The sequence below is a fragment of the Streptomyces sp. NPDC102279 genome (genome assembly GCF_044766365.1).
GTDB lineage: Bacteria > Actinomycetota > Actinomycetes > Streptomycetales > Streptomycetaceae > Streptomyces.
Window position 1 is genome coordinate 612,280 of the sequence record NZ_JBIWLU010000004.1, and the last position, 19,899, is coordinate 632,178.

Annotated in this window: 18 protein-coding genes; 8 read left to right on the forward strand and 10 right to left on the reverse strand. The window is 70.1% G+C overall.

The features are described 5' to 3' along the window. Positions 1-186 precede the first annotated feature (186 nt). The 3 genes from ACIRQH_RS12810 to ACIRQH_RS12820 all read left to right on the forward strand — a co-directional run bounded on the left by ACIRQH_RS12810 (position 187) and on the right by ACIRQH_RS12820 (position 2,587). Positions 187-1,134 (forward strand): M28 family metallopeptidase, encoded by a 948-nt coding sequence (locus ACIRQH_RS12810; protein WP_404225677.1) that lies wholly within the window; start codon positions 187-189, stop codon positions 1,132-1,134. A gap of 282 nt (positions 1,135-1,416) precedes the next feature. After that, positions 1,417-2,208, forward strand: coding sequence for a hypothetical protein (locus ACIRQH_RS12815; protein ID WP_404225679.1), 792 nt, complete (start codon positions 1,417-1,419; stop codon positions 2,206-2,208). Further along, the gene (locus ACIRQH_RS12820; RefSeq protein ID WP_358817614.1) at positions 2,201-2,587 is read left to right on the forward strand and encodes a GntR family transcriptional regulator; all 387 of its coding nucleotides are present in this window, start codon (positions 2,201-2,203) and stop codon (positions 2,585-2,587) included. Before ACIRQH_RS12815 ends, ACIRQH_RS12820 begins: the two co-directional genes overlap by 8 nt. Before the next feature lie 194 nt (positions 2,588-2,781). Here the strand turns inward: ACIRQH_RS12820 and ACIRQH_RS12825 are convergent, their stop codons facing one another. Next, on the reverse strand, positions 2,782-3,486 hold the full coding sequence (locus tag ACIRQH_RS12825; RefSeq protein ID WP_358817615.1) for a TetR/AcrR family transcriptional regulator C-terminal domain-containing protein: 705 nt from the start codon (positions 3,484-3,486) through the stop codon (positions 2,782-2,784). Between the two features lie 104 nt (positions 3,487-3,590). On the opposite strand from ACIRQH_RS12825, the gene ACIRQH_RS12830 reads away from it, so the two are divergent. Next, a complete protein-coding gene (locus ACIRQH_RS12830; protein WP_404225682.1) occupies positions 3,591-5,159 on the forward strand; it encodes an FAD-dependent monooxygenase in 1,569 nt (522 codons plus the stop codon). 119 nt (positions 5,160-5,278) lie between these two features. Here ACIRQH_RS12830 and ACIRQH_RS12835 read toward each other — a convergent pair whose 3' ends face one another. From ACIRQH_RS12835 to ACIRQH_RS12855, 5 genes are all read right to left on the reverse strand, one after another. Continuing rightward, positions 5,279-5,977: a hypothetical protein gene (locus tag ACIRQH_RS12835; protein WP_404225684.1), complete on the reverse strand. Its 699-nt coding sequence runs from the start codon at positions 5,975-5,977 to the stop codon at positions 5,279-5,281. Positions 5,978-6,080: 103 nt separating this feature from the next. Continuing rightward, positions 6,081-7,175: an XdhC family protein gene (locus ACIRQH_RS12840; RefSeq protein ID WP_404225686.1), complete on the reverse strand. Its 1,095-nt coding sequence runs from the start codon at positions 7,173-7,175 to the stop codon at positions 6,081-6,083. Beyond that, on the reverse strand, positions 7,168-9,282 hold the full coding sequence (locus tag ACIRQH_RS12845) for a xanthine dehydrogenase family protein molybdopterin-binding subunit (RefSeq protein ID WP_358817618.1): 2,115 nt from the start codon (positions 9,280-9,282) through the stop codon (positions 7,168-7,170). Before ACIRQH_RS12845 ends, ACIRQH_RS12840 begins: the two co-directional genes overlap by 8 nt. Next, the gene (locus ACIRQH_RS12850) at positions 9,279-10,271 is read right to left on the reverse strand and encodes an FAD binding domain-containing protein (protein ID WP_404225687.1); all 993 of its coding nucleotides are present in this window, start codon (positions 10,269-10,271) and stop codon (positions 9,279-9,281) included. The genes ACIRQH_RS12845 and ACIRQH_RS12850 overlap by 4 nt, the downstream gene beginning before the upstream one ends. Continuing rightward, entirely contained in the window at positions 10,268-10,867 is a 600-nt protein-coding gene (locus ACIRQH_RS12855; protein ID WP_404225689.1) for a (2Fe-2S)-binding protein, read from the reverse strand. The genes ACIRQH_RS12850 and ACIRQH_RS12855 overlap by 4 nt, the downstream gene beginning before the upstream one ends. 152 nt (positions 10,868-11,019) lie before the next feature. On the opposite strand from ACIRQH_RS12855, the gene ACIRQH_RS12860 reads away from it, so the two are divergent. Beyond that, positions 11,020-11,607, forward strand: a complete 588-nt coding sequence (locus ACIRQH_RS12860; RefSeq protein WP_358817621.1) for a TetR/AcrR family transcriptional regulator — start codon at positions 11,020-11,022, stop codon at positions 11,605-11,607. 153 nt (positions 11,608-11,760) lie between these two features. Here ACIRQH_RS12860 and ACIRQH_RS12865 read toward each other — a convergent pair whose 3' ends face one another. Continuing rightward, entirely contained in the window at positions 11,761-12,648 is an 888-nt protein-coding gene (locus ACIRQH_RS12865; RefSeq protein WP_404225691.1) for a hypothetical protein, read from the reverse strand. A gap of 372 nt (positions 12,649-13,020) precedes the next feature. On the opposite strand from ACIRQH_RS12865, the gene ACIRQH_RS12870 reads away from it, so the two are divergent. Next, on the forward strand, positions 13,021-13,590 hold the full coding sequence (locus tag ACIRQH_RS12870) for a hypothetical protein (protein ID WP_404225693.1): 570 nt from the start codon (positions 13,021-13,023) through the stop codon (positions 13,588-13,590). A gap of 190 nt (positions 13,591-13,780) precedes the next feature. Continuing rightward, positions 13,781-14,314, forward strand: coding sequence for a 2'-5' RNA ligase family protein (locus ACIRQH_RS12875; protein ID WP_358817624.1), 534 nt, complete (start codon positions 13,781-13,783; stop codon positions 14,312-14,314). 330 nt (positions 14,315-14,644) lie between these two features. Here the strand turns inward: ACIRQH_RS12875 and ACIRQH_RS12880 are convergent, their stop codons facing one another. Then, positions 14,645-16,858, reverse strand: coding sequence for a LamG domain-containing protein (locus tag ACIRQH_RS12880; protein ID WP_404225695.1), 2,214 nt, complete (start codon positions 16,856-16,858; stop codon positions 14,645-14,647). Positions 16,859-17,345: 487 nt separating this feature from the next. Between ACIRQH_RS12880 and ACIRQH_RS12885 the strand changes: the two genes are divergently transcribed. Further along, positions 17,346-18,200: an SCO6745 family protein gene (locus tag ACIRQH_RS12885; RefSeq protein ID WP_358817626.1), complete on the forward strand. Its 855-nt coding sequence runs from the start codon at positions 17,346-17,348 to the stop codon at positions 18,198-18,200. A gap of 126 nt (positions 18,201-18,326) precedes the next feature. On the opposite strand, the gene ACIRQH_RS12890 is transcribed toward ACIRQH_RS12885, so the two are convergent. Beyond that, positions 18,327-18,992, reverse strand: coding sequence for a hypothetical protein (locus tag ACIRQH_RS12890; RefSeq protein WP_404225697.1), 666 nt, complete (start codon positions 18,990-18,992; stop codon positions 18,327-18,329). Between the two features lie 205 nt (positions 18,993-19,197). Next, entirely contained in the window at positions 19,198-19,536 is a 339-nt protein-coding gene (locus tag ACIRQH_RS12895; RefSeq protein WP_388881069.1) for a thioredoxin family protein, read from the reverse strand. Between the last annotated feature and the right edge of the window lie 363 nt (positions 19,537-19,899).

The window sequence follows — 19,899 nt, forward strand, 5'->3', positions numbered from 1 at the left end:
GCTTCGGCTGGTCCGCTTGGCGCGGAGGGCATCCGGCATGCGAACGCACGTGACCGAATACCGCTCTTGACGGTGAGTCAGTCCCACCTTCACCATCCAGGCACCCCATTCACCGTGGAATCCCGGACACCTCACGCACCCCTCGTGGGAACTCCGCCGGATTCCCTGGAATTCGGAGCCCCCCACATGAAGCTCTCCATTCCTGGGCGTGCCTCGGCGACCGCTGTCGTCGCGGTCGCCGCGCTGCTCACCGGCGGTTCGATAGCCGGGGCGGCCCCCGCCCCCACGGCAGCGGCCGCCGCACCCGACCTCCCCGTGGCCAACGTCAAGGCCCACCTCACCCAGCTGCAGTCCATCGCCACCGCCAACGGCGGCAACCGCGCGCACGGCCGCACCGGCTACAAGGCATCCCTCGACTACGTCAAGGCCAAGCTGGACGCGGTCGGATTCACCACGACCGTCCAGCAGTTCACCTCCGGCGGCCGCACCGGCTACAACCTGATCGCCGACTGGCCCGGCGGCGACACCGGCCGGGTCGTCATGGCCGGCTCCCACCTGGACAGTGTGACCGCGGGCCCCGGCATCAACGACAACGGCTCCGGTTCCGCGGCCGTGCTGGAAACGGCACTCGCCGTCGCACGCTCCAACTACCAGCCAACCAAGCACCTCCGGTTCGCCTGGTGGGGCGCCGAAGAGCTGGGCATGGTGGGCTCGCGCTACTACGTCAACAGCCTGACCACCACGAATCGTTCGAAGGTCAGCGGCTACCTGAACTTCGACATGATCGGCTCGCCGAACCCCGGATACTTCGTCTACGACGACGACCCGGCCATCGAGAAGACGTTCAAGACGTACTTCAGCGGGATCGGGGTCTCCACGGAGATCGAGACCGAGGGCGACGGACGCTCTGACCATGCACCGTTCAAGAGCGCGGGCATCCCCGTCGGCGGCTTGTTCAGCGGTGCCGACTACATCAAGACCTCCGCTCAGGCCGCCAAGTGGGGTGGCACCGCGGGCAAGGCCTTCGACGCCTGCTACCACTCGTCGTGCGACACGTCCTCGAACATCAACGACACGGCGCTGAACCGGAACGCGGATGCGCTGGCGTACGCGGTGTGGGAGCTCTCGGCGTAGGCACGCTCCGACAGCAGGTCATCCGCGCGGTGGGCCATCGGTCCCCGCGAGAGGTTCCGTGGGGCGGGGAGGGGCCGGCGGCCCCTCCCCGCCCTCTGCCTGGCGAGCCCGCCGCCTTCGGCAAAGGGCCTGATGCTCGACGCCGGCCCGTCACGACGAGAGGCCCTTCGCGTCGGGATCCGTCGCTCCTCGCACCACCTTGTATCGATCATTTGACACAAAATTCCGCCTAGGGCATCTTGTGCTTGCTACTTGATACAAGATGACCCGAGGGGATCTCTCATGCTCGGCACCGCCCCGCTCCAGAGCCGTTTCCTCGATCACGCCGACCACTACGCCCGCTGGTCGGGCCTGGCCATCGGCGTCATCGCCGCACAGGCGCTTTTCACTCTGGGCGACGTCGAGTTCGAGCAGCGCGTCGTGTTCTGCATCACGGCCTTCGGCCTGTGCGCGGTGGCGGGTGTCCTCCTTGCCGACGCGCTGACCCTGGTCCCGCAGGATGTGGTGCGCACCGCGAGCCTCGCGCCACGCCTCGTCAGAAACCATGTGCCACCACGTATGGGCCCCTTGATCGTCCTTCAGGGGGTCTCCCTCACCGTACTGCTGGTGATCACGGCAGTCACGGCCTCCATCGACTCCGGCCGCACCTTCAGCACGGGGAAGGTCGTCGCCGTCACCTGCAACGGAATGAAGGCGCTTCTGGGCCCCTGGCCTGGCTTGTACTACAGCCTCCCGATGTTCGGCGCACTCGCCGTAGCCACTCCCACCTGCATGTGGGCCCTTCGCCGCATCGCCGACGGACCGGGTGGCAAGCAGCAGCGTTGCGACCGCGCGTGGGCGGTGACCGGGGCCTGGGGCCTCCTGGTCTCGAGCCAGCAGCTGTACGCCGTCGTGATGGTCTCCATCTCGCTGACGGAGACGGGCTGCGCCGGCGCGATGGGCGCGCTCACCTTCTGGGTGTTCTACCCGCTGGCCCTGCTGAACCTGTTCACTGTCGCGTGGTCCCTGGTCACGGTCGTGGCTCCGCGAGCAGTCGGCGACGACGCGACAGAGGGGCTCGCCGACGATGAGTGAGCTCGCCGTCCGCGTCGACACCACCAGCCAGGTACCGCCGTACGCGCAGATCCGTGCGCAGCTCGGCGCGTTGATCGTCACCGGACAGCTGGCCGAGGGCGACCGGCTGCCCACCGTGCGTCAGTTGGCCTCCGACCTCGGTCTCGCACCAGGCACCGTGGCTCGTGCCTACCGCGAGCTCGAGGCCGCCGAGTTGATCCGCACCCGCCGGGGGGCAGGCTCCCGGGTCGCTGCACGCCCGGCCGGCCCGATCCGCCCGTACGCCTCTCAACTCGCCACCCTCGCTCGCGATTTCACTTCCTCGGCCCGCGCACTCGGCGCTGACACCGAGGCCGTCCTGGCCGCGGTACGCGATGCCCTGGGCCCGGACCGTTCCTAGGCTCTTCCGTTCCGATGCCGGTGGCTGAGCGCGTGTGATGCGATGGAGTGCTTGCGGCCCGACAGGCTTCGGCGAACCCGTGAGTCATCGACTCCGCCGACGGGCTGCTTCCAGCGCGGTGCCGAAGTAGGTCCGGTGTCCGTCCCGCGCGGTGGTTCGCCCTCAGAGGCGTAACCGCCACGCGAGGCGACCGCTCAGCGCTCCAGCCGGGCGGCGAGCCCGTCGAGCACGCAGTCCAGGCCGAACGTGAACTCCACGTCGGGGTCGAGTTCTTCCGCTTCGAAGACGCGGCGGGCGAGCATCGGGTGTTCGCCGGCAGCGAGGACCTCGGTGATGTACGGGCCGACGCTGCGCTGCCACTCCTCCTCGCTGAGCCCGGTGCGCTGCTCCGCGAGCCGAAGGGCCTGTTGGGCGGCGACCGAGCCCAGCACGTACGCGCGTACGGTGCCGAGCGCCTGCGAGGCCAGCGTGATGTCCGGCGTGAGGGCCACGCCGGCGCGCAGCGCGGACTCGGACCGCCGCAACGAGTTGGGGCCGAGCGCGGGCCTTCCCGTCAGTTCACCCGCCAGCCAAGGGTGCCGAAGCAGCGTTGTACGCAACCCGTGCGCGACGGCCCCCAGGTCGGCACGCCAGTCCCCGGTGGGCTCGGGAAGTGGATCCTCGCCCTGTGCCGTGTCGACCATCAGGTCCACCAGCTCGTCGCGGTTGGTGATGTACCGGTAGAGCGAAGCGGTCCCGGAACCCAGGTCACCCGCGACCCTCCGCATCGAGACCGCCGCCAGTCCCTCCGCGTCCGCGACCGTCAGCGCGGCGGCCACGTACTGGTCCACCCCGGGCGCGCGTCGACGCGGCTCGGGGCGCGGACGGGTCCACACCGACGAGGGGACGGGCTCGGTCATCAGGGCGGTTCCTTTCCTCGTTGACCCGCATCGTACCTTCTGGCTACGGTGTAGCCATGACAGAGACGGCGTATCCAGAAGTGTCGGCGCCAATGCCAATGCCGGTGCCAGTACCGGTGCTCGTGGTCGGAGGCGGCAGCGTCGGCCTGCTCACAGCGGCGCTGCTCACCCACCACGGCGTCCCGGCGGTGCTCGTCGAACGCCGCTCCGGACCGTCGGTGCACCCACGGGCCACCGGCATCGGAGCACGCACCGTCGAGATCCTTCGCGAACTCGGGCTCGATGCCGCCGTCGACGCCGCCGCGGTCGACCTCCGAGGGGCCGTCGGCAAGGCCGTGGCGCCGACCGTCGTCGCGATGGGCGAGGGCGACGTCGTGACCGTGCCCATGCCGACCCCGTCCGCCGACGGATCGGACGTGACGCCGTTCCGACTGCGCGGTGTCTGCGCCCAGGACCGGCTCGATGGCGTCGTGGCAGCCGACCTGGCACGCCGTGGAGCGGACCTGCGTTGGTCGACCCGCCTGGTGGGCATCGGGCAGGACGCCGACGGGGTCGACGTCGAACTGGAAGGCCCCGAGGGACGCTACTCGCTGCGGTGCGCGCACGTAGTGGCCGCCGACGGCACGCACAGCACCGTACGGACCGCGCTCGGCGTGGGGACCTCCGGGCCCGGCGACCTGGGCAAGTCGATGATCAACATCCTGTTCCGCGCCGACCTCCGACCGCACCTGCGGGGGATGTCCTTCGCCACCTGCACGATCACCAGGCCGGAGGCCCCCGGTCTGCTGGCCACCGTGGACGGCGCGACGAACTGGGTCTTCCATGTCGCCTGCGACATCGACGGCGGTGAAAGCCCCGAGGACTTCACGCACGAGCGCTGTGCGGCGGTCGTCCGGCTGGCGGTCGGTGATCCCGACCTCGACGTCGAGGTACGCAGCGTGCTCTCGTGGCGGCCCCGGAGCGCAGCCGCCGAAAGGTTCGCCGTCGGCCGTGTGTTCCTCGTGGGCGACGCAGCGCACACGGTGTCGCCCCTGGGCGCGTTCGGCCTGAACACCGGGGTCGCCGATGCGCACAACCTGGCGTGGAAGCTGGCGGCCGTCCATCACGGCGAGGCCGGCGCCGGGCTGCTCGACACGTACGCGCACGAACGTGAACCGGTCGCCGCGGCGACGCTGGACCAGGCGATGCGCAGGATCGCCGACCCGAAACTTCACTGGGGACGCGGACCCGAGGCCGACGCCGCCAGGGCCGCGGCGGGGGTGTGGGCGGCGCCGGTCGTGCACCTCGGTCAGAGGTACGACTCGGCGGCCGTTGTCGACCCTCGGCCGGAACTCCCGTCCACGGTGGACCTGGAGCTGGTGCTGGACGGGTCGCCGGGATCACGAGTGCCCCACACGTGGATCGACGGGGTTTCCACACTCGACATGGTGGCGTCCCGGTGGACCTTGTTGGTGGGCGTCACCGGTGAGCGCTGGCTCACCTCGGCGGCGGACGTCGGACTCTCCGCGCATCGCGTTGCCGTCCCGTGGCTACCCGACGAAGGCGCGCTGCTCGTCCGTCCGGACGGGATCGTCGCGATGCGCGCCACGACATCGGTGACGGATCCGGCCCGCTTCCTCACCGAGGTCCTGGACCAGGTGCTGGCCAGACCTGTCCCAGTACCGAGCAACTGACAGGGGGTGCCTTGCGGGAGGCGGTCTCCTTCGCGGCTGGATCCCCTCTGTCCTGACGTGGACCGGCACGGGCGGAGCGCATGCCCTCCGCGAACACAATGGCGCCTGGGAGCCGGGTCTCAGCCCTGTCCTTCTCGGAGAGGACCTCTGATGACGAAATCCTCATCGAGCTTCGCGACCAAAGCGTCGGCCAGGGACGGGGCGTACTGGGAAGCCCATTCGCCGACAGAGGCCAGGAAGCCGACGAGCTGGTCCTGTACGGAGCCCATGAGTTCGGGCAGCTGAGCGAGCGGCAGCTCGATGGGGAGTCCCGTCCGGTGCTCTCCGTCAGGCCACAGCCGAACGGTCGCCCCGTTGTGCTCGATGCCCGGCGTGGGGCTGTGGCCGAGCCACGGCTCTTCGCCGTCCATCAGGTGCAGCCAGTCTCGCCAACTCTCCACGCCGAAGCAGCACCCCGGCGCCGCGGTCGCCCCGGTCGAGGTGTCTCGGATCCGAACACCGCCGGGAGCGATGACAGACTCCGCTGTCAGGAGATGACTGACCTGCCCCGTGCTGTCCTCGGGGTTCAAGGCCGTCGCCTCGTCATCGCTCTTGTTGTAGCTGGTCAGCACCGCCATAGCGGTACCAAGCTCTCGCGCGGACAGTCGGCCGGACAGGGACAGGAGGTTGTCCACGGACGAGTCGGCAACGGGCCACTGCGCACGGTCGGTGGGCCCATAGGTCTCCAGCACAGCATCCATGATCAGCACGCCCCAGTATCCCTCGGCGGTGGTGGGGAGGTCCGCGATTTCCGAGGGAAGTCCGAGTCCACCAGGCACCCCAGAGTGTCTGAAGCACCGTCCGGCTTGGTCTCTGACCGTCATCAGACCCTCGGCGGCAGCTGCTGAGCCAGGTGACCCAAGGCCGACCGAAGGGGCAACATCAGGCCCGGTGGATCGCCCCGTCCAGCTCTCGCAACGGCACCCCGCTCCCCGCTCGCCGCACCGCCACGATCTCCGCGCCGATCGAGACGGCCGTCTCCTCCGGCGTGCGCCCCCCGAGGTCCAGGCCGATGGGAGACCGAAGCCGTGCCAGCTCGGCCGTGGTCACCCCCGCCTCCCGAAGGAGCCGAATGCGGTCGTCGTGCGTGCGCCGTGATCCCATCGCGCCGACGTACGCGGCCGGCCGGCGCAGGGCGACCTCCAGAAGGGGTACGTCGAACTTGGCGTCGTGGGTCAGGACGCACAGGACCGTGCGGGGGTCCGTGCGGGTGGCGCGGAGATAGCGGTCGGGCCATTCGACGACGACCTCGTCGGCCTCCGGGAACCGGGCCCGGGTCGCGAAGATGCTCCGGGCGTCGCACAACGTCACGTGGTAGCCGAGCAGTTTGCCGACCCGGACGAGGGCGCCCGCGAAGTCGACCGCGCCGAACACGATCATGCGTGCGGGCGGCACGCTCGACTCCACGAACAGGGTGATGTCGGTGCCGCACTCCGCCGCGCTCTCCGGCACCGCGCTGACCTCGGTCCGCCCGATGTCCAGCAGCGCGTGGGCCTGCGCGGCGAGCCCGGCGTCGTCGGCCGTGCCGAGTTCGCCCTCGTAGGTGCCGTCCGGCCGAACGAGGAGCAGTCCGGGACCTGCGTCGAGGACACGCGCCAAGGCCACCGCCTCGCCGCGCAACGCCAGGTCGAGCGCCGCCTCCAGCGTCGTGCGGGCAGGAGTGCCGACCAGGACCGGCACGACATGTACCTCGACCGCGCCGCCGCAGGTCAGTCCCACGGCAAAAGCGTCGTCGTCGCTGTACCCGAACCGTTCTCGGACCGGAAGCCCGTCCGTCAAGGCGCTCACGCACAGTTCGTACACCGCGCCCTCGACGCAGCCGCCGGACACCGAACCGATGACCTCGCCCGCGGTGTCGACGGCGAGGGCCGCGCCGACAGGGCGGGGTGCGCTGCCGCTCACCGAGACGACGGTGGCGACAGCGAACTCCCGCCCCTGCGCGACCCATGGGGCCAGCTCCGCGGCGAGGTCAAGCATCGGTGCGGGCCGCTTCGGCGAGCAGTACGCGGTCGGGGCGGATCGGCAGCTCACGGTGGCGGACCCCGGTGGCGTGCCACACCGCGCTCGCGATCGCGGCGGCGGCGCCGACGATGCCGATCTCGCCGATGCCCTTGATGCCGACGGGGTCGTCGGGGTCGGGGTCGTCGATCCAGTCGGCCTCGATCTCGGCGACGTCGGCGTTGGCCGCGAAGTGGTAGCCGGCGAAGTCGGCGCCGATGTGCTCGCCGAACGCGTCGTCGCGTACCGCTTCCTCGTGCAGTGCCATGGACAGGCCCCAGGTCATGCCGCCCACCAACTGACTGCGTGCCGTGAGGGGGTTGATGATCCGGCCGGCCGCGAAGATGCCCAGCATGCGCCGGACCCGCACCTCGCCCGTGGCGACGTCGACGGCCGCCTCGGCGAACTGCGCGCCGAACGCGTGCCGTTCCTTCTGCGCGAGGGCCGCGATGAGGTCGGCGGTGTCCGCGGTGGCGGTCACACCGCCCTCGGGCAGGTCGGACCCGAACAGGGCCAGCCGTTCGCGGAGTTGACGGGCGGCGACGCTCACCGCCCAGCCCCAGGAGCGGGTGCCCATCGAGCCGCCGGCGACCCAGGCATGCCCGAAGTCGCTGTCGGCGATCCGCACCCGGACCCGCTCCGGCGCGACCTCCAGGGCCTCGGCGGCGATGAGGGTGAGGGCGGTGCGGGCGCCGGTGCCGACGTCGGCCGCGGTGACCTTCACGGTGAAGGTGCCGTCGGTCTCGGCGGTGGCGGAGGCGGTGGTGGGCGCGGCGCCGGCCTGGAAGGACGCGGCGGCCACGCCGGTGCCGATCAGCCAGCGGCCTTCGCGGCGCGCCCGGGGGCGCGCGTCACGTCCGCTCCAGCCGAACCGGCGGGCGCCCTCCTCGAAGCAGCCGAGGAGGTTGCGGCTGCTGAACGGCAGGCCGGAGACGGGGCCGACGGAGGGTTCGTTGCGCACCCGCAGCGCGATCGGGTCGATGCCGAGCTTCACCGCGAGTTCGTCGAGCGCCGACTCGACGGCGAACGAGCCGGGCGCCTCACCCGGGGCGCGCATCCAGGTGGGTGTGGGCACGTCCAGGGGCAGCACCCGGTTGACGCTGTGGTGGGCGTCGCTCGCGTACATCGTGCGCCCGAACCCGGCGCTGCCCTCCACGAATTCGCGCAGCGTGGACGTGAGGTTGAGGTTGTCGTGCCCGAAGGCGCGCAGGCGCCCCTCGGCGTCGGCGCCGAGCCGCACGCGCTGTGTGGTGGGGCTGCGGTATCCGGTGATCGCGAACACCTGCCGCCTGGTCAGCGAGATGCGGACCGGCCGGTGCAGTTCGGTCGCGGCCATCACGGCGGCGACGTGGTGGGAGCGCAGCCCCTTCGAGCCGAAGGCGCCGCCCACGTGCTCGGAGCGGACGTGGACGGTGGAGGGGTCGAGGGAGAAGAGGTGCGCGAGGTCGTCGGCGATCCACTTGGAGCCCTGGTTGGAGTCGAACACCTCCAGCCGCCCGCCGTCCCAGCACACCGTCACGGCATGCGGTTCCATGGCGCTGTGATGCTGTTCGGGCGTCGTGTAGACGGCGTCCACCACGGCGTCGGAGGCGGCTAGCTGAGCCTCCAGGTCGCCCTTGACGACCTCGTCGTCCTCCACCTGGCGGGCGCCCTCGTGGTCCGCGCGGAAGACGATGTCGTGCGGCTCCCGGTCGTACTCGACGACGAGCGCGGCGGCGGCCTCGCGGGCCTGCTCGGACGTTTCGGCGACGACGAGCGCGACGGGCCAGCCCGCGTGCGGCACTCGGTCGTGCTGGAACACCTCGATGATCGGGTCGGGGCGGCCGAGCGCGCCCACGACGTCGTCCCGGACCCGGGGCGCGTTCCCGTGGTGCAACACGGCGAGGACCCCCGGCATGCCCAGCACGGCCTCGTCACCGACCGAACGGATGCGGCCGCGTGTCACGGTCGACAACACCAGCCATCCGTGCACGAGTTGGGCGAACGGGATCTCGGCAGCGTAGCGGGCGGCGCCGGTGACCTTGTCGCGGCCCTCGATCCGGGTGTGGGCGACGCCGACCGCGTCCGCTCCTGCGACGGTCGTCATCGGGCGGCCTCCTCGTTGAGTTCGGTAAGCAGTGCGACGAGCAGGTTGCGCAGCAGGGGCACCTTGTACGCCGCCTGCGACAGCGGCTTGGCGGCGGCGAGTTCGGCGTCGGCGGCGAGCGCGAACGCCTCGCCGGACGGGGGCCTGCCGATCAGCGCGGCCTCGGCGGCGCGGGCCCGCCACGGCCGGGAGGCGACCGCGCCGAGGGCGAGCCGCACGTCGCGTACGACACCGTCCTCGACGTCGAGTGCGGCGGCGGCCGAGCCGATGGCGAACGCGTAGGAGGCGCGTTCGCGGACCTTGCGGTAGCGGGAGTGGGCGGCGACAGCCGCGGGTGGCAGGGTGACGCCGGTGATCAGCGCACCAGCGGGCAGCGCGGTCTCCAGGTGCGGGGTGTCACCGACCGGGAGGTAGAAGTCGGCGAACGCCAACTCACCTTCCCCATCGACGGTTTCGAAGTGCACGACGGCGTCGAACGCGGTGAGGGCGACAGCCAGGTCGGACGGGTGCACGGCCACGCAGTGCTCGCTCGCGCCGAGGATCGCGGAGTTGCGGTGCTCGCCCGTGGCGGCGGGGCAGCCGCTTCCCGGGGTCCGCTTGTTGCACGGCTTGGTGACGTCGGTGAAGTACGGGCAACGGGTGCGCTGCAGCAGGTTGCCGCCGACCGTCGCCATGTTGCGCAGCTGCCCGGAGGCGCCCGCGAGGACGGCCTGGGCGAGAGCGGGGTAGCGGCGGCGGACCTCTGGGTGGGCGGCGAGGTCGCTGTTGCTGACCGTGGCCCCGATGCGCAGGCCGCCGTCTGGCGTCGACTCGACGCGGTCCAGCGGCAGTTCACGTACGTCGACCAGATACGCGGGGCGCTCCACCCCCGCCTTCATCAGGTCGACGAGATTGGTGCCACCGCCCAGGAAGCGAGCCTCAGGGTCCGCACCGAGCACCGCGACGGCACCCGGCACGTCACGCGCGCGCTCGTAACCGAACTCCCTCATACCTGGGCCTCCTTGGTGTTCCCGGCCTTGGCGCTCCCGGCCGTGGTGATCTCTGCGGCCCGGGCTACGGCCCGCACGATCGACATGTACGCGCCGCACCGGCACAGGTTGCCGCTCATCCGCTCGCGGATCTCCTCCGGCGTCAGCGCCGGTGGGCCGGCCTCGGGACGTACGTCGTCGGTGACGGCGGACGGCCAGCCCGCCGCGTGCTCCTCCAGAACGGCGAGCGCCGAACAGATCTGGCCCGGGGTGCAGTAGCCGCACTGGTAGCCGTCGAGTTCGACGAACGCCTCCTGCACGGGGTGCAGCCGGCCGTCCTGGGCGACGCCCTCGACGGTGGTGATCTCGCGGCCCTCGGCGGCGACCGCGAACTGCAGACAGGAGACGGTCCTGCGGCCGTCGACCAGCACGGTGCAGGCGCCGCACTGTCCCTGGTCGCAACCTTTCTTGGTGCCGGTCAGGTCGAGCCGCTCGCGCAGCGCGTCGAGGAGGGTGGTGCGGTGGTCGACGGGCAGGGTGTGCTTGTCACCGTTGATGTGCAGGGTGACGGTGCTGGACGTTGGGGAGAGGTGGGGGGTCGTCCCGGCAGGGGACATGTAGTGCCTTCTTTCGCGTCTTGGAGTGCGAGGAGAAGCGGCGCTGGACGGACGAGAGAAAACGGACAGCTGTCCGCTGAGCATCTGTCGAACGTAGTGGACTACTGTCCGCTCATCAAGGAGGTATCCGCGCCACGACCGTTGGAGGACGCGTGAGGAACCCGCCGAAGCGGACGCCGCTGCGTTCCGACGCGCAGCGCAATCGCGAGCGCATTCTTGAGGTTGCCCTCGCAGAACTGACCCGATCGGCGCAAACGCCTCTCAGCCTGATCGCGAAGAAGGCGTGCGTCGGGCAGGGCACGTTCTACCGGAATTTCCCCAGCCGCGAGGCGCTCGTCCTGGAGGTCTACCGGTACGAGGTGCAACAGGTCTGCGACGCCGCGGCGCAGCTCCTGGAGACCGGCCCGCCGGAGGTTGCCCTGCGCGAGTGGATGGACCGGCTCGCGCGGTACGCGATGGCGAAGGCGGGACTCGCGGGGGCCTTGCGGGAAGCGACGGCGGCGGGCACGTTGAAGAACCTGGCCCACGGCCCCCTCACCGAAGCCGTCGGCCTGCTGCTGACCGCCTGCGAGGAGGCCGGCACCATCCGCCCAGGCGTCACGACGGACGACTTCATGCTCGCCATCGCAGGCCTGTGGCTCATCGACCCGCACACGGACTGGCAACCCAGGGCGTCCCGGCTCTTGGACCTCGTGATGGCCGGATTGCGCTCAGGTGCGCCCCGTCAGGGGCGTGATTAGGGCGCGGCACGCAGGCGCAGCGTTGTAAGGAGCGCTTGCGGCGCACCGTCACAGCTGTGGTTGACGAGGGGCGGGGCGGACTCGGACGAGTCCCGGTGAGAGCTGAAACCCCACCCACGACGTCCGGCCGTCCGCTGGTACCCGTGCGCCTCATCATGACCGCTCGTATCGCATCAGTTCCTTGCGCGGACTGCTGGTGAAGTCGACGAGAGTGAGCGAACCGTCGTCCTGTTTGAGCTCGTACTCCGTCTCAAGGGGCTTCGGCGGGCAGAGCCGCTTCTTGCTACCGCGCGTGACGCGCGGCTCGCCACGCATCTCCACGGACGTACTGCCCACCTGATAGACGGGAACCTCGACCGTGCAGGGTGCGCCGGTGAGCGTGCTGATGGTGAGAAGGGGTTGTCCCTCCCCGGCCTGTGTGAAAACGAGCTGATGCGAGCCGTCCTCGGCCTTCCACGTGCCAAGGAAGCCCGCCCGGATCGGCTTGTACTGACTGCGTTGTGAGCCGAATCCCTTGCCACTCGTCCAGGTCAGGGTTTTCGTTCCCGAGACCCAACGCTCCTGGAACTCGACACTGCCCTTTCCGAAGTGGATCTTCTCCCAGCCATCGCCGCCCTTGGTGCCCTTGGCAGCCCAGTCGGCGAGTTCGTGGCCGCTGCCGACCACCGCGACGTTCTCCATCGGCGGCTCGCCGTCGCGGCAGTACGCGGCGAAGTCAGCGATGACAGCGACCAGTTCGCCCTTTCCCCGCACCGTGATCCCTTGGCAGGGTTCCGTCTTCGTACGGTGCACGAAGCGCTCAGCGGACCAGTCTCCATCCTTGCGATGGCGCTCCGTGAGTCCGCGACCGCTGCGGTAGCGCAGCTCGACGCGCATGCCGTCGGCTCGCTCGAAGACGGTGTAGTCGTCGTTCTTCTTCAGGACCCGCCCGGACCCGTCGTCACTGACGGACGGCGTGTCTCCGCAGCCGGCGAGAAGGCCACCCGCGAGAAGAGAAGCGACCGCGTACACCGCCAGCCGCGTTGCCCGTATCCGCCTCATGCCCGCACCTCAGTCCTAGCGTTGCTGACCAGCAGCACGTGGCACCCCCCGATGTGTAGATCTTCGCCTAGGGAAAAGGCAGACGGTAGCCTGCGGGACCCCGATGCGCGGGAGTCCCTTGCCCGCCATCTTCCAACGGAATGATCCCAGCGAGAGCACCTCGTCGGCTCGTCCGGAACCCTGGGCGATCTGCTCCGGCTGGCTCGCAGCCGACACCGCTGCCGGCGCCCGCGTCAAAAGCAAAGGCACGGTTACGTCTTCCTCGGCACCGTCGCCGCAGCATCACTTGCAATGTGGCTACGGTCCTGACGAATGCGGGGTCGATCAGCACCCCCTCGGGCTGGTCCGTGACTGCCGTCCTATGGTTCCGGGATGAGCAACTCTGCTGCGGCTGCTGTCCTCACAACCACCGACCTGTCCGAAGCGATACATGCGGTGCGTACCTTGTTGGGCATGGCAGACGTCGATCAGGGAGAGGTCGACTTCGAAGCCGTGATCAGGTCACCGGATGTCCTGGCGCAAGTACGTCACGTACTGCCCGACCTCGAATGGTCGGCGTCGGCCGGCAAGGAGCACGGTTCGTCGGAGGCCGGCGACGACCCTGCAGACTGCCTGCCGATCCGAGTGTTCGACTGGTGTCGCCCGCTGGACCGCGCCGAGCCCTTCATCGCCGCTCTGGGGCCAGATTCCGCGGCTGTTCGGTGGGATCTGAACGAATGGCTTGCGGTTCCCGAAGCGGGGCTGGAGGCGATCTCGCAGAAGTACGCGTACCTCACGCTGACAGTGAATTCCCGGGACCTCTACCAGGAGGAGACGTCGCAGGACCACACCATCCACGTGCACGTCCGGAACCGGAACGGCGACCAGATCGCCCGCGTCAAATGGCTCGCCGATCAAGTGGGCGGCCGATTCAGCGGCAGGGTGCAGTTGGCACCTCTGTAACCCCTGAGCGAACAGGCAAGATCGCCTCCAGGGCGGCATGAGCGCATGCTCGGTTCACGTGCCTTCAGCCGTGCCCGGTGATCACGGTGGGGGAGACGGGCCATGTCGCGCCCGTGTCGGCGTCGCGAGCCCTTTTGGTGCAGGCAGGCGTGCGGCGGGAACCCCAGGCGATCGCCGGTAGGCTGCAACGGTGCGCACGGTCGAGCTTTTGCTGGATGAGGCGGCGGACCTGTCCGTCAGGGAGGCCTGGCGGCGACTGGCGGACGCGGGACTGCCCAGTCAGGCGCTGCACCGCTCCCCGACCAACAGCCCGCACCTCACTTTGGCCGCCTGCGGGGAGTTGACCGCCCCCATTCGCTGGGAACTCGCCGAGGTGGCCGCTGCTCTGCCCCTGCCGGTGCGGTTCACCGGCATCGTCCGCTTCGAACGGCCCACCTCGGTTCTGGCCTGGGCACTGGACCTGGACTCCGCACTGGCCGGTTTGCACCGCCGGGTGTGGGAGGCGGTCGCCTCGGACAGTTCGCCAGCCACCCTCAACCCCTTTCACGAGCCGGGACGCTGGAGCCCGCATGTCACCCTCGGCCGGACGCGGCGGGCTGGTGCCTTCGCCGGCCGACGGGTCTCCGAGCTGCTGCCCGCGCCGCCGCTGTCGGTCCGGCTCACCACCTTGCGCAGCTACGACACCGAAACCGGCGCCTTGGAGCTTCTGGAACCACGTTCGTGACGCGGTCGGCTCAGCGCGATGTGGCGCCTGTGCTGCCGCGGCGGGCCCCCTCCGGCAGTTACCGCGCCCGGAGCGCCCGGAGCCTGCGGGCCCCAGGAGGCAAGCCACCGAAGGTGGGCGAGCAGCATGGCGCGGGACCAGCGCGCCTCCGCTGAAAGGTGGGGAAGCACTGCAAGCCATCGGCGGTCCGGCAAAGGTGCCGATCACCGCGAAGACGCTTCCCGGCACGGTGAGGTCCCCTCCCATGGCGGCCCGAAGCAGCGCCGAGCCCCGCGTCGAACGCGGCTGGGCCCGCCCGGTGAACCACCAGGCGGGCCCAGTCGGCGCTGCCTAGCGCAGGTTGTAATGGCTCGCGGCCTTCGCGGCCGTGAGGGCGGCCGCATAGACGGCCGTCTCGTCGAGCTGGCCCGCGAACCAGTAGGACGTGGGCGCGCCGGGAACGCCGCGCAGGTTGTCGTATCCGGCGTGCCAGTAGCCGGAGTACGCGCGGCTGCCCGCGACGGTGTTGCTCGCCTGGAGCTTGCCGTCGATGTACAGCGCCATGCCGTTCGGGCTCTGTGTGGCGACCATGTGGTGCCAGGCGTTGTTGTTGAGAGCGCCGCTGCTGGTCAGGGTCTTCCAGCCACCGGAGTTCACCCCGAACACGACCCGGCCTGCGTTGTTCATCCACACCTGCTTGTCGTACGCGGTGCTCGCCTTGGCGGTGTTGTCGCCGAAGCCGGTGAGCAGGCCACCAGCGGTGGTGGAGGTCTTGAACCAGGTCTCCATGCTGTACGCCGCCGGCTGCGCGAAGCGGTGATCGCTGTAGACCCACTGGCTGGTGCCGTTGAGGCCGAGCGCGGTGGAGCCGGGGACCGCGCCGGGGGACTGCCGCAGCGCGGGGCCGCCCACGTGGACTCCGTTGCTGTCGGCGGGGCTGGTGTCGGCGGCGAGACCCGGATAGGCGTCCGTGTAGCGCCAGTAGAGCTGGGCGCCGTCGCCGAGGACCGCTGACGCGTAGGCGTCGGCCTTCGCCGCGCCGCTCGCCGACACCGAGGCCGAAAGGGCGCTGGCGTTGCCCGCCGCGTCCGTGGCGGTGACCCGATAGCTGTGGCTCGCCCCCGCGGTGACGCCCTTGTCGGTCCAGGTCAGCTGCGGTCGTGACCAGAACGTGGAGTCGCCGGTGAGCGTGGCGACCGGGGTGGTACCGCCGTCCCGGTAGATCCGGTACGTCAGACGGGAGTCGTCCGCGTCGAAGGCGGAGCGGACGTGCACGGCGATCTCAGCGGGCTTCACGCTCTCCGCGGTGGCCACGGGTGTCGAGGGAGCGCCCTTGTCGCCGGTCGAGGCGAAGCGGGTCAGTCCCTGCGCCGGCGCGTCATTGACGGTGGTGAACTCGCCACCGGACCACAGGTAGTCGGTGCTCCCCGAGGTCGCGACGGTGAGCGCGCGGGGTCCGATCTGTTCGCCGAGGCCGTCGTTGGTCTGCGGGAACCAGCCGTAGTGACTGGTGCCGCCGGTCGACTGGGCGAGGAAGTGATGGCGCGCCCCGTCGGGGAACTCGCCGACCTCGGAGCAGTCGTGCGCGTGCGATGCGCTGTAGAGGACGCTGCGGTACGGCAACACGGACTGGGTGGCGCCGTAGCAGGTGTCGCGCCAGCGCTGGGCGAACGTCGCCGGGTCGAGGCCGATCCGTCCGTCGAAGGCGTGGTGGCCGGTGCCCTCGTTGCCGGTGTACACGCCGTCCCCGTCCGCAGCGAGCGACTTCACCACCGAGTTGTCGGCTATGAACCCCGGGTACGGCGTGGTGACCGCGCCGCTGCCGGCGTCGACCACGGCGAGGGCGTGCGTACTTGTCCCGTTGACGGTGAAGAAGTCGCCGCCCAGCACGACATGCTTGCCGTCGGGTGCGACGGTGATGGCGCGGCCGGGCGCGTCGGCGTTCACGTCGAACGGCAGGACGGCACCGGTGGAAGCGTTGACCGCGGCGAACCTGCCGCGGCTCTCGCTGTCCGCCTGGGTGAAGTCGCCGCCCGCGTAGACGGTGTCGGCGGTGACGGAGAGCGCCCGTACGGTCGCGTTCACCTGCGGATGGAACGAGGCCTTCGGCGTGCAGCTCGCGATGTCGACGGCGGCGAGGCTGCTGGCCGGCGTGCCGTTGACGGCACTGAAATAGCCGCCCGCGTACAGCGTTTTGCCGTCCGGGGACACGGCGAGCGCACGCACGGTCGCAGTGCCGCTGCCGATGGTGAACGACAGCTTGCAGTTCGTGGGATTACCCGTCGCGGCGTCGAACGCGGCGAAGTTGACCGCGTTCTGCACGGCCCCCGAGCCTCCCTGCGGAGGACGGATCTGTGAGAACGTGCCGCCGGCGAAAACGGTGGACCCGGAGTGCGCGAGCGCCCACACGATGCCGTTGGTCTGCCAGGTGGGCAGAGCGTCCGCGGTGAAGCGCACCTGGGCGGAGGTCGCCGTCGCCCGATCGGCGCCGGTCCACAGGCCGACGCCGGCCGCGACGAGCCCGCCGGCGACGGCGAGAGACGTTCCCATGACTGCCCTGCGCATGAACCCCCCAGAGTGAGGCACGACGGTGCCGCGGCCCGGACCCTGAGGTCGGCCGCGCCGTCGTGCGCTCGACGGGCCCGTGTGGAACACCTGCCCCACGAAAACGGACGCCGTTCGAATGCGCGACCATACCGCGCCGCCGCGCAACAGGTGTGCACTCCCGAACAATTCGCGTCAATAGGCAGGCTCCGGCGCCTCATCGGGGGGCTGATCTGATCGCCTCTGATCGCCCGTCGGCGTCAGTTCCTAGGGGCAGGACGATCGAGCCCTGGTACGACGTCGGCGGTAGGGCCGCTGGGCCTGACCGGCCGGCCGTGGCTTCCTCATGCGCGCGTACCGATGAGTTTCTCGGCGAACGCAGGTCATCATCACGACGGCACGAAAGATCCGTACGCGCGGATGATCCGTACGCGCGGATGACGGGTCGGCTCGACGGAGCCGGCGCAGTCGTCCAGGTTCGCTCAACAGACCTCATGGAGGATGCAAGATGGCAGACAGTGAACCGGGCGTTCTGAGGACCGGCACCGCCCGTCGGATGTTCGAGCTCCTGGAGCCGATCTGCCTGGTCACCTTCCTCGCGGACGAATGCAACGAGGAGATGGCCGCCCTCGGCCATCGCACGTACTGGGACGGCTACTTCGCCGGCCGGGCGGCGCCGCTGGGGCGGGTGCCGGCACAGGTCGTGCACGCCGCCTTCTACAACTTTGCCGAAGGGGAAGCCGCGCGACACATCCCGAGGGCGTGGGAGACGATCCCGCCCGAGGCATCCGTCGCCGCGCGTGAGCGGGGCAGCGCGGCCTCGCTACGGCGGATCCTCGGCGACGAACCGGCCGACTCGCCGGGCCTGGTGCGCGCCGCCGATCTGACCACCAAGGCCGCGATGAACGCGCCCACGGAAGGGCGGGTGATGTTCGCCGGGATGCGCACCCTTGCGGTGCCGAGCGACCCGGTCGCCCGGCTGTGGCATTCCGCGACCATGCTGCGCGAGCACCGCGGTGATGGGCACATCGCTGCTCTCGTCGGCGCGCGCATCGGTGGTACGGAGGCCCATGTACTCAGCGCCCTGGCGAGCGGCATCCATCCGCCGGAGTCGTTCGGGCGCATCCATCACCTGCCGAAGGAGCGGCTGGCCGCGGTCATGGACGGCTTGCGCGAGCGCGGGCTCGTCGATGCCGACGGCCGGTTCACCGACGCCGGCCGTGAGACCAAACAACGCATCGAGGCCCTTACCGACGAGCTCGCCGCCCCGCCGTTCGAGGCTCTGTCTCCCGCCGAACTCGACGAACTGATCGCCGAACTCGAACCCATCACCGCGACGCTCGTGGCCGCAGGGTCGCAATGATGATGCATGGCGGTACGGAGAACGGTTCCGACGGGAGCGGCGCACCGACTTCCGATGGCGGGGCGGCCACCGAATACGGGACGACGGCGGTGCACTTCTCACCGGTGAGGAGCGTGCGCCGGCGTTTCAGGCGCTCGTGCCGGGAGCTGGGGACCGGCCGACGAGGTAGATCCGATTGCGGAGCTCCGTCTCGGCCCAGTCCAGGTCGACTCGTAGGTCGAGCCAGACCTGGTCCTTGCGTTGGCCGGGCTGGTCGAGGCTGACGGCGACCCAGGAGAACGTGCCCTGGAGGATCTCCCGTCCCTGTCCGGGGCTGACCACGGAGAGCGCGAAGAGCAGGCTGATGCCGGCGCGGGTGACGACTATGTGGCTCTCGTCGTCCGGTTTGGGGCGGCCTCCGGTGAGATACCGCGGAGCGTCAAGTACCTTGATCCACTCCAGAACCGCTCCAGGGACCTGTTCGTCCAGGATCTCCGCGATGGAGTCGCGCACTGCGGCGGCGGGCTGTTCGCCGAGCCAGTCCAACCAGTGCTTGGACTCCGCGAGCTTGGCGAAGTCGTCCTTGGGAGTGCCGTAGTTCGGATTCTCCACGAACTCACCGGTCAGCTTCCCGTCCTCGCCGACCCGCCAGACACCCTGGACGGCTTCCCCCGGGACATAGCCGTTGGGGTCCCTGATGAGGTCGGGGTCGATCACCGCAACCGATCCGCCCGGGTTCGCAGCCGCCGCAGCGACGAGCTCGGGCGGAGGTGACTGCAGGATCCGACGCCGCTCGGCCGATATGTCCCCCACGTGAGCACCCTTCGCCTGGTTCGTCCGAGGAGGTCAACACCGCCTCGCCTGGGGCATGTTTTCATGTGCCGTCAGTCGATGCCTCACGGGTTCGATCGATGCCTGTCGGCGTAGCAGATCGTGGGCAGGGCTGGTGCGGGTCTCAGAATTCTCGGGGGCCAGCTCGCAAGGTGCGCTGGTGGCGAGTGCGGGCGCGAGCGGCCCGTCAGAGGTGGCCGTCCAGGAACTCCCGTACCTGGGCGCTCGTCATGGGCCCCGTGCTGTGCGCCACCGCCTCTCCATCCTTCAGCAGGGCGTAGGACGGTGCTCCGGTGATGCCGTATCGCTCCGTCGCGGCCGGGCAGCGCGTGATGTCGGTGCGCACGGCCGTCAGACGGCCCGTGTACTCGTCGGCGATTCCACCGATGACGAGGTCCATCGCGCGGCAGGGTTCGATTGCCTTGGGCCAGGTTCCGATGAAGTATGCGAGGACCGGGACTCCGCTCATCCTCAGGATGAAATCGAACTCCGAGTCCTCACGCGGTTGGTGAACCTGCTTCGCCATGGAAGCTCCTGACCTCGCGTTCCGTCATTGCATCCCCATCATCTCCCGCGCGGTGCGGCAGTCCGGGCAGCGGTCGCCGCCGACCTGTCGGAAGGGAGCGACGGGGGCCGGCGTCTGGAGCGGGGCCGCGACAGCGCCGCCTGAACCCGAGGTTGCTCTCGATCCAGCCCTGCCGCAGGGCTCGCGACAGATCGGAGGAGCAAGGCCTGTCGCCCGGTGGCAGGCTGTCCCGCCAGGTGATCCTGCGGGTCCGGTTGAGGAAGCCGGTCGTCCGGTCGCTGAGGATGTGACGCAGCGAGACTTCGACGGTGCTCGCTGTCGGTCAGTTCATGTCCCCGTGGTCCCCCTCCGTGGCACGCGCCG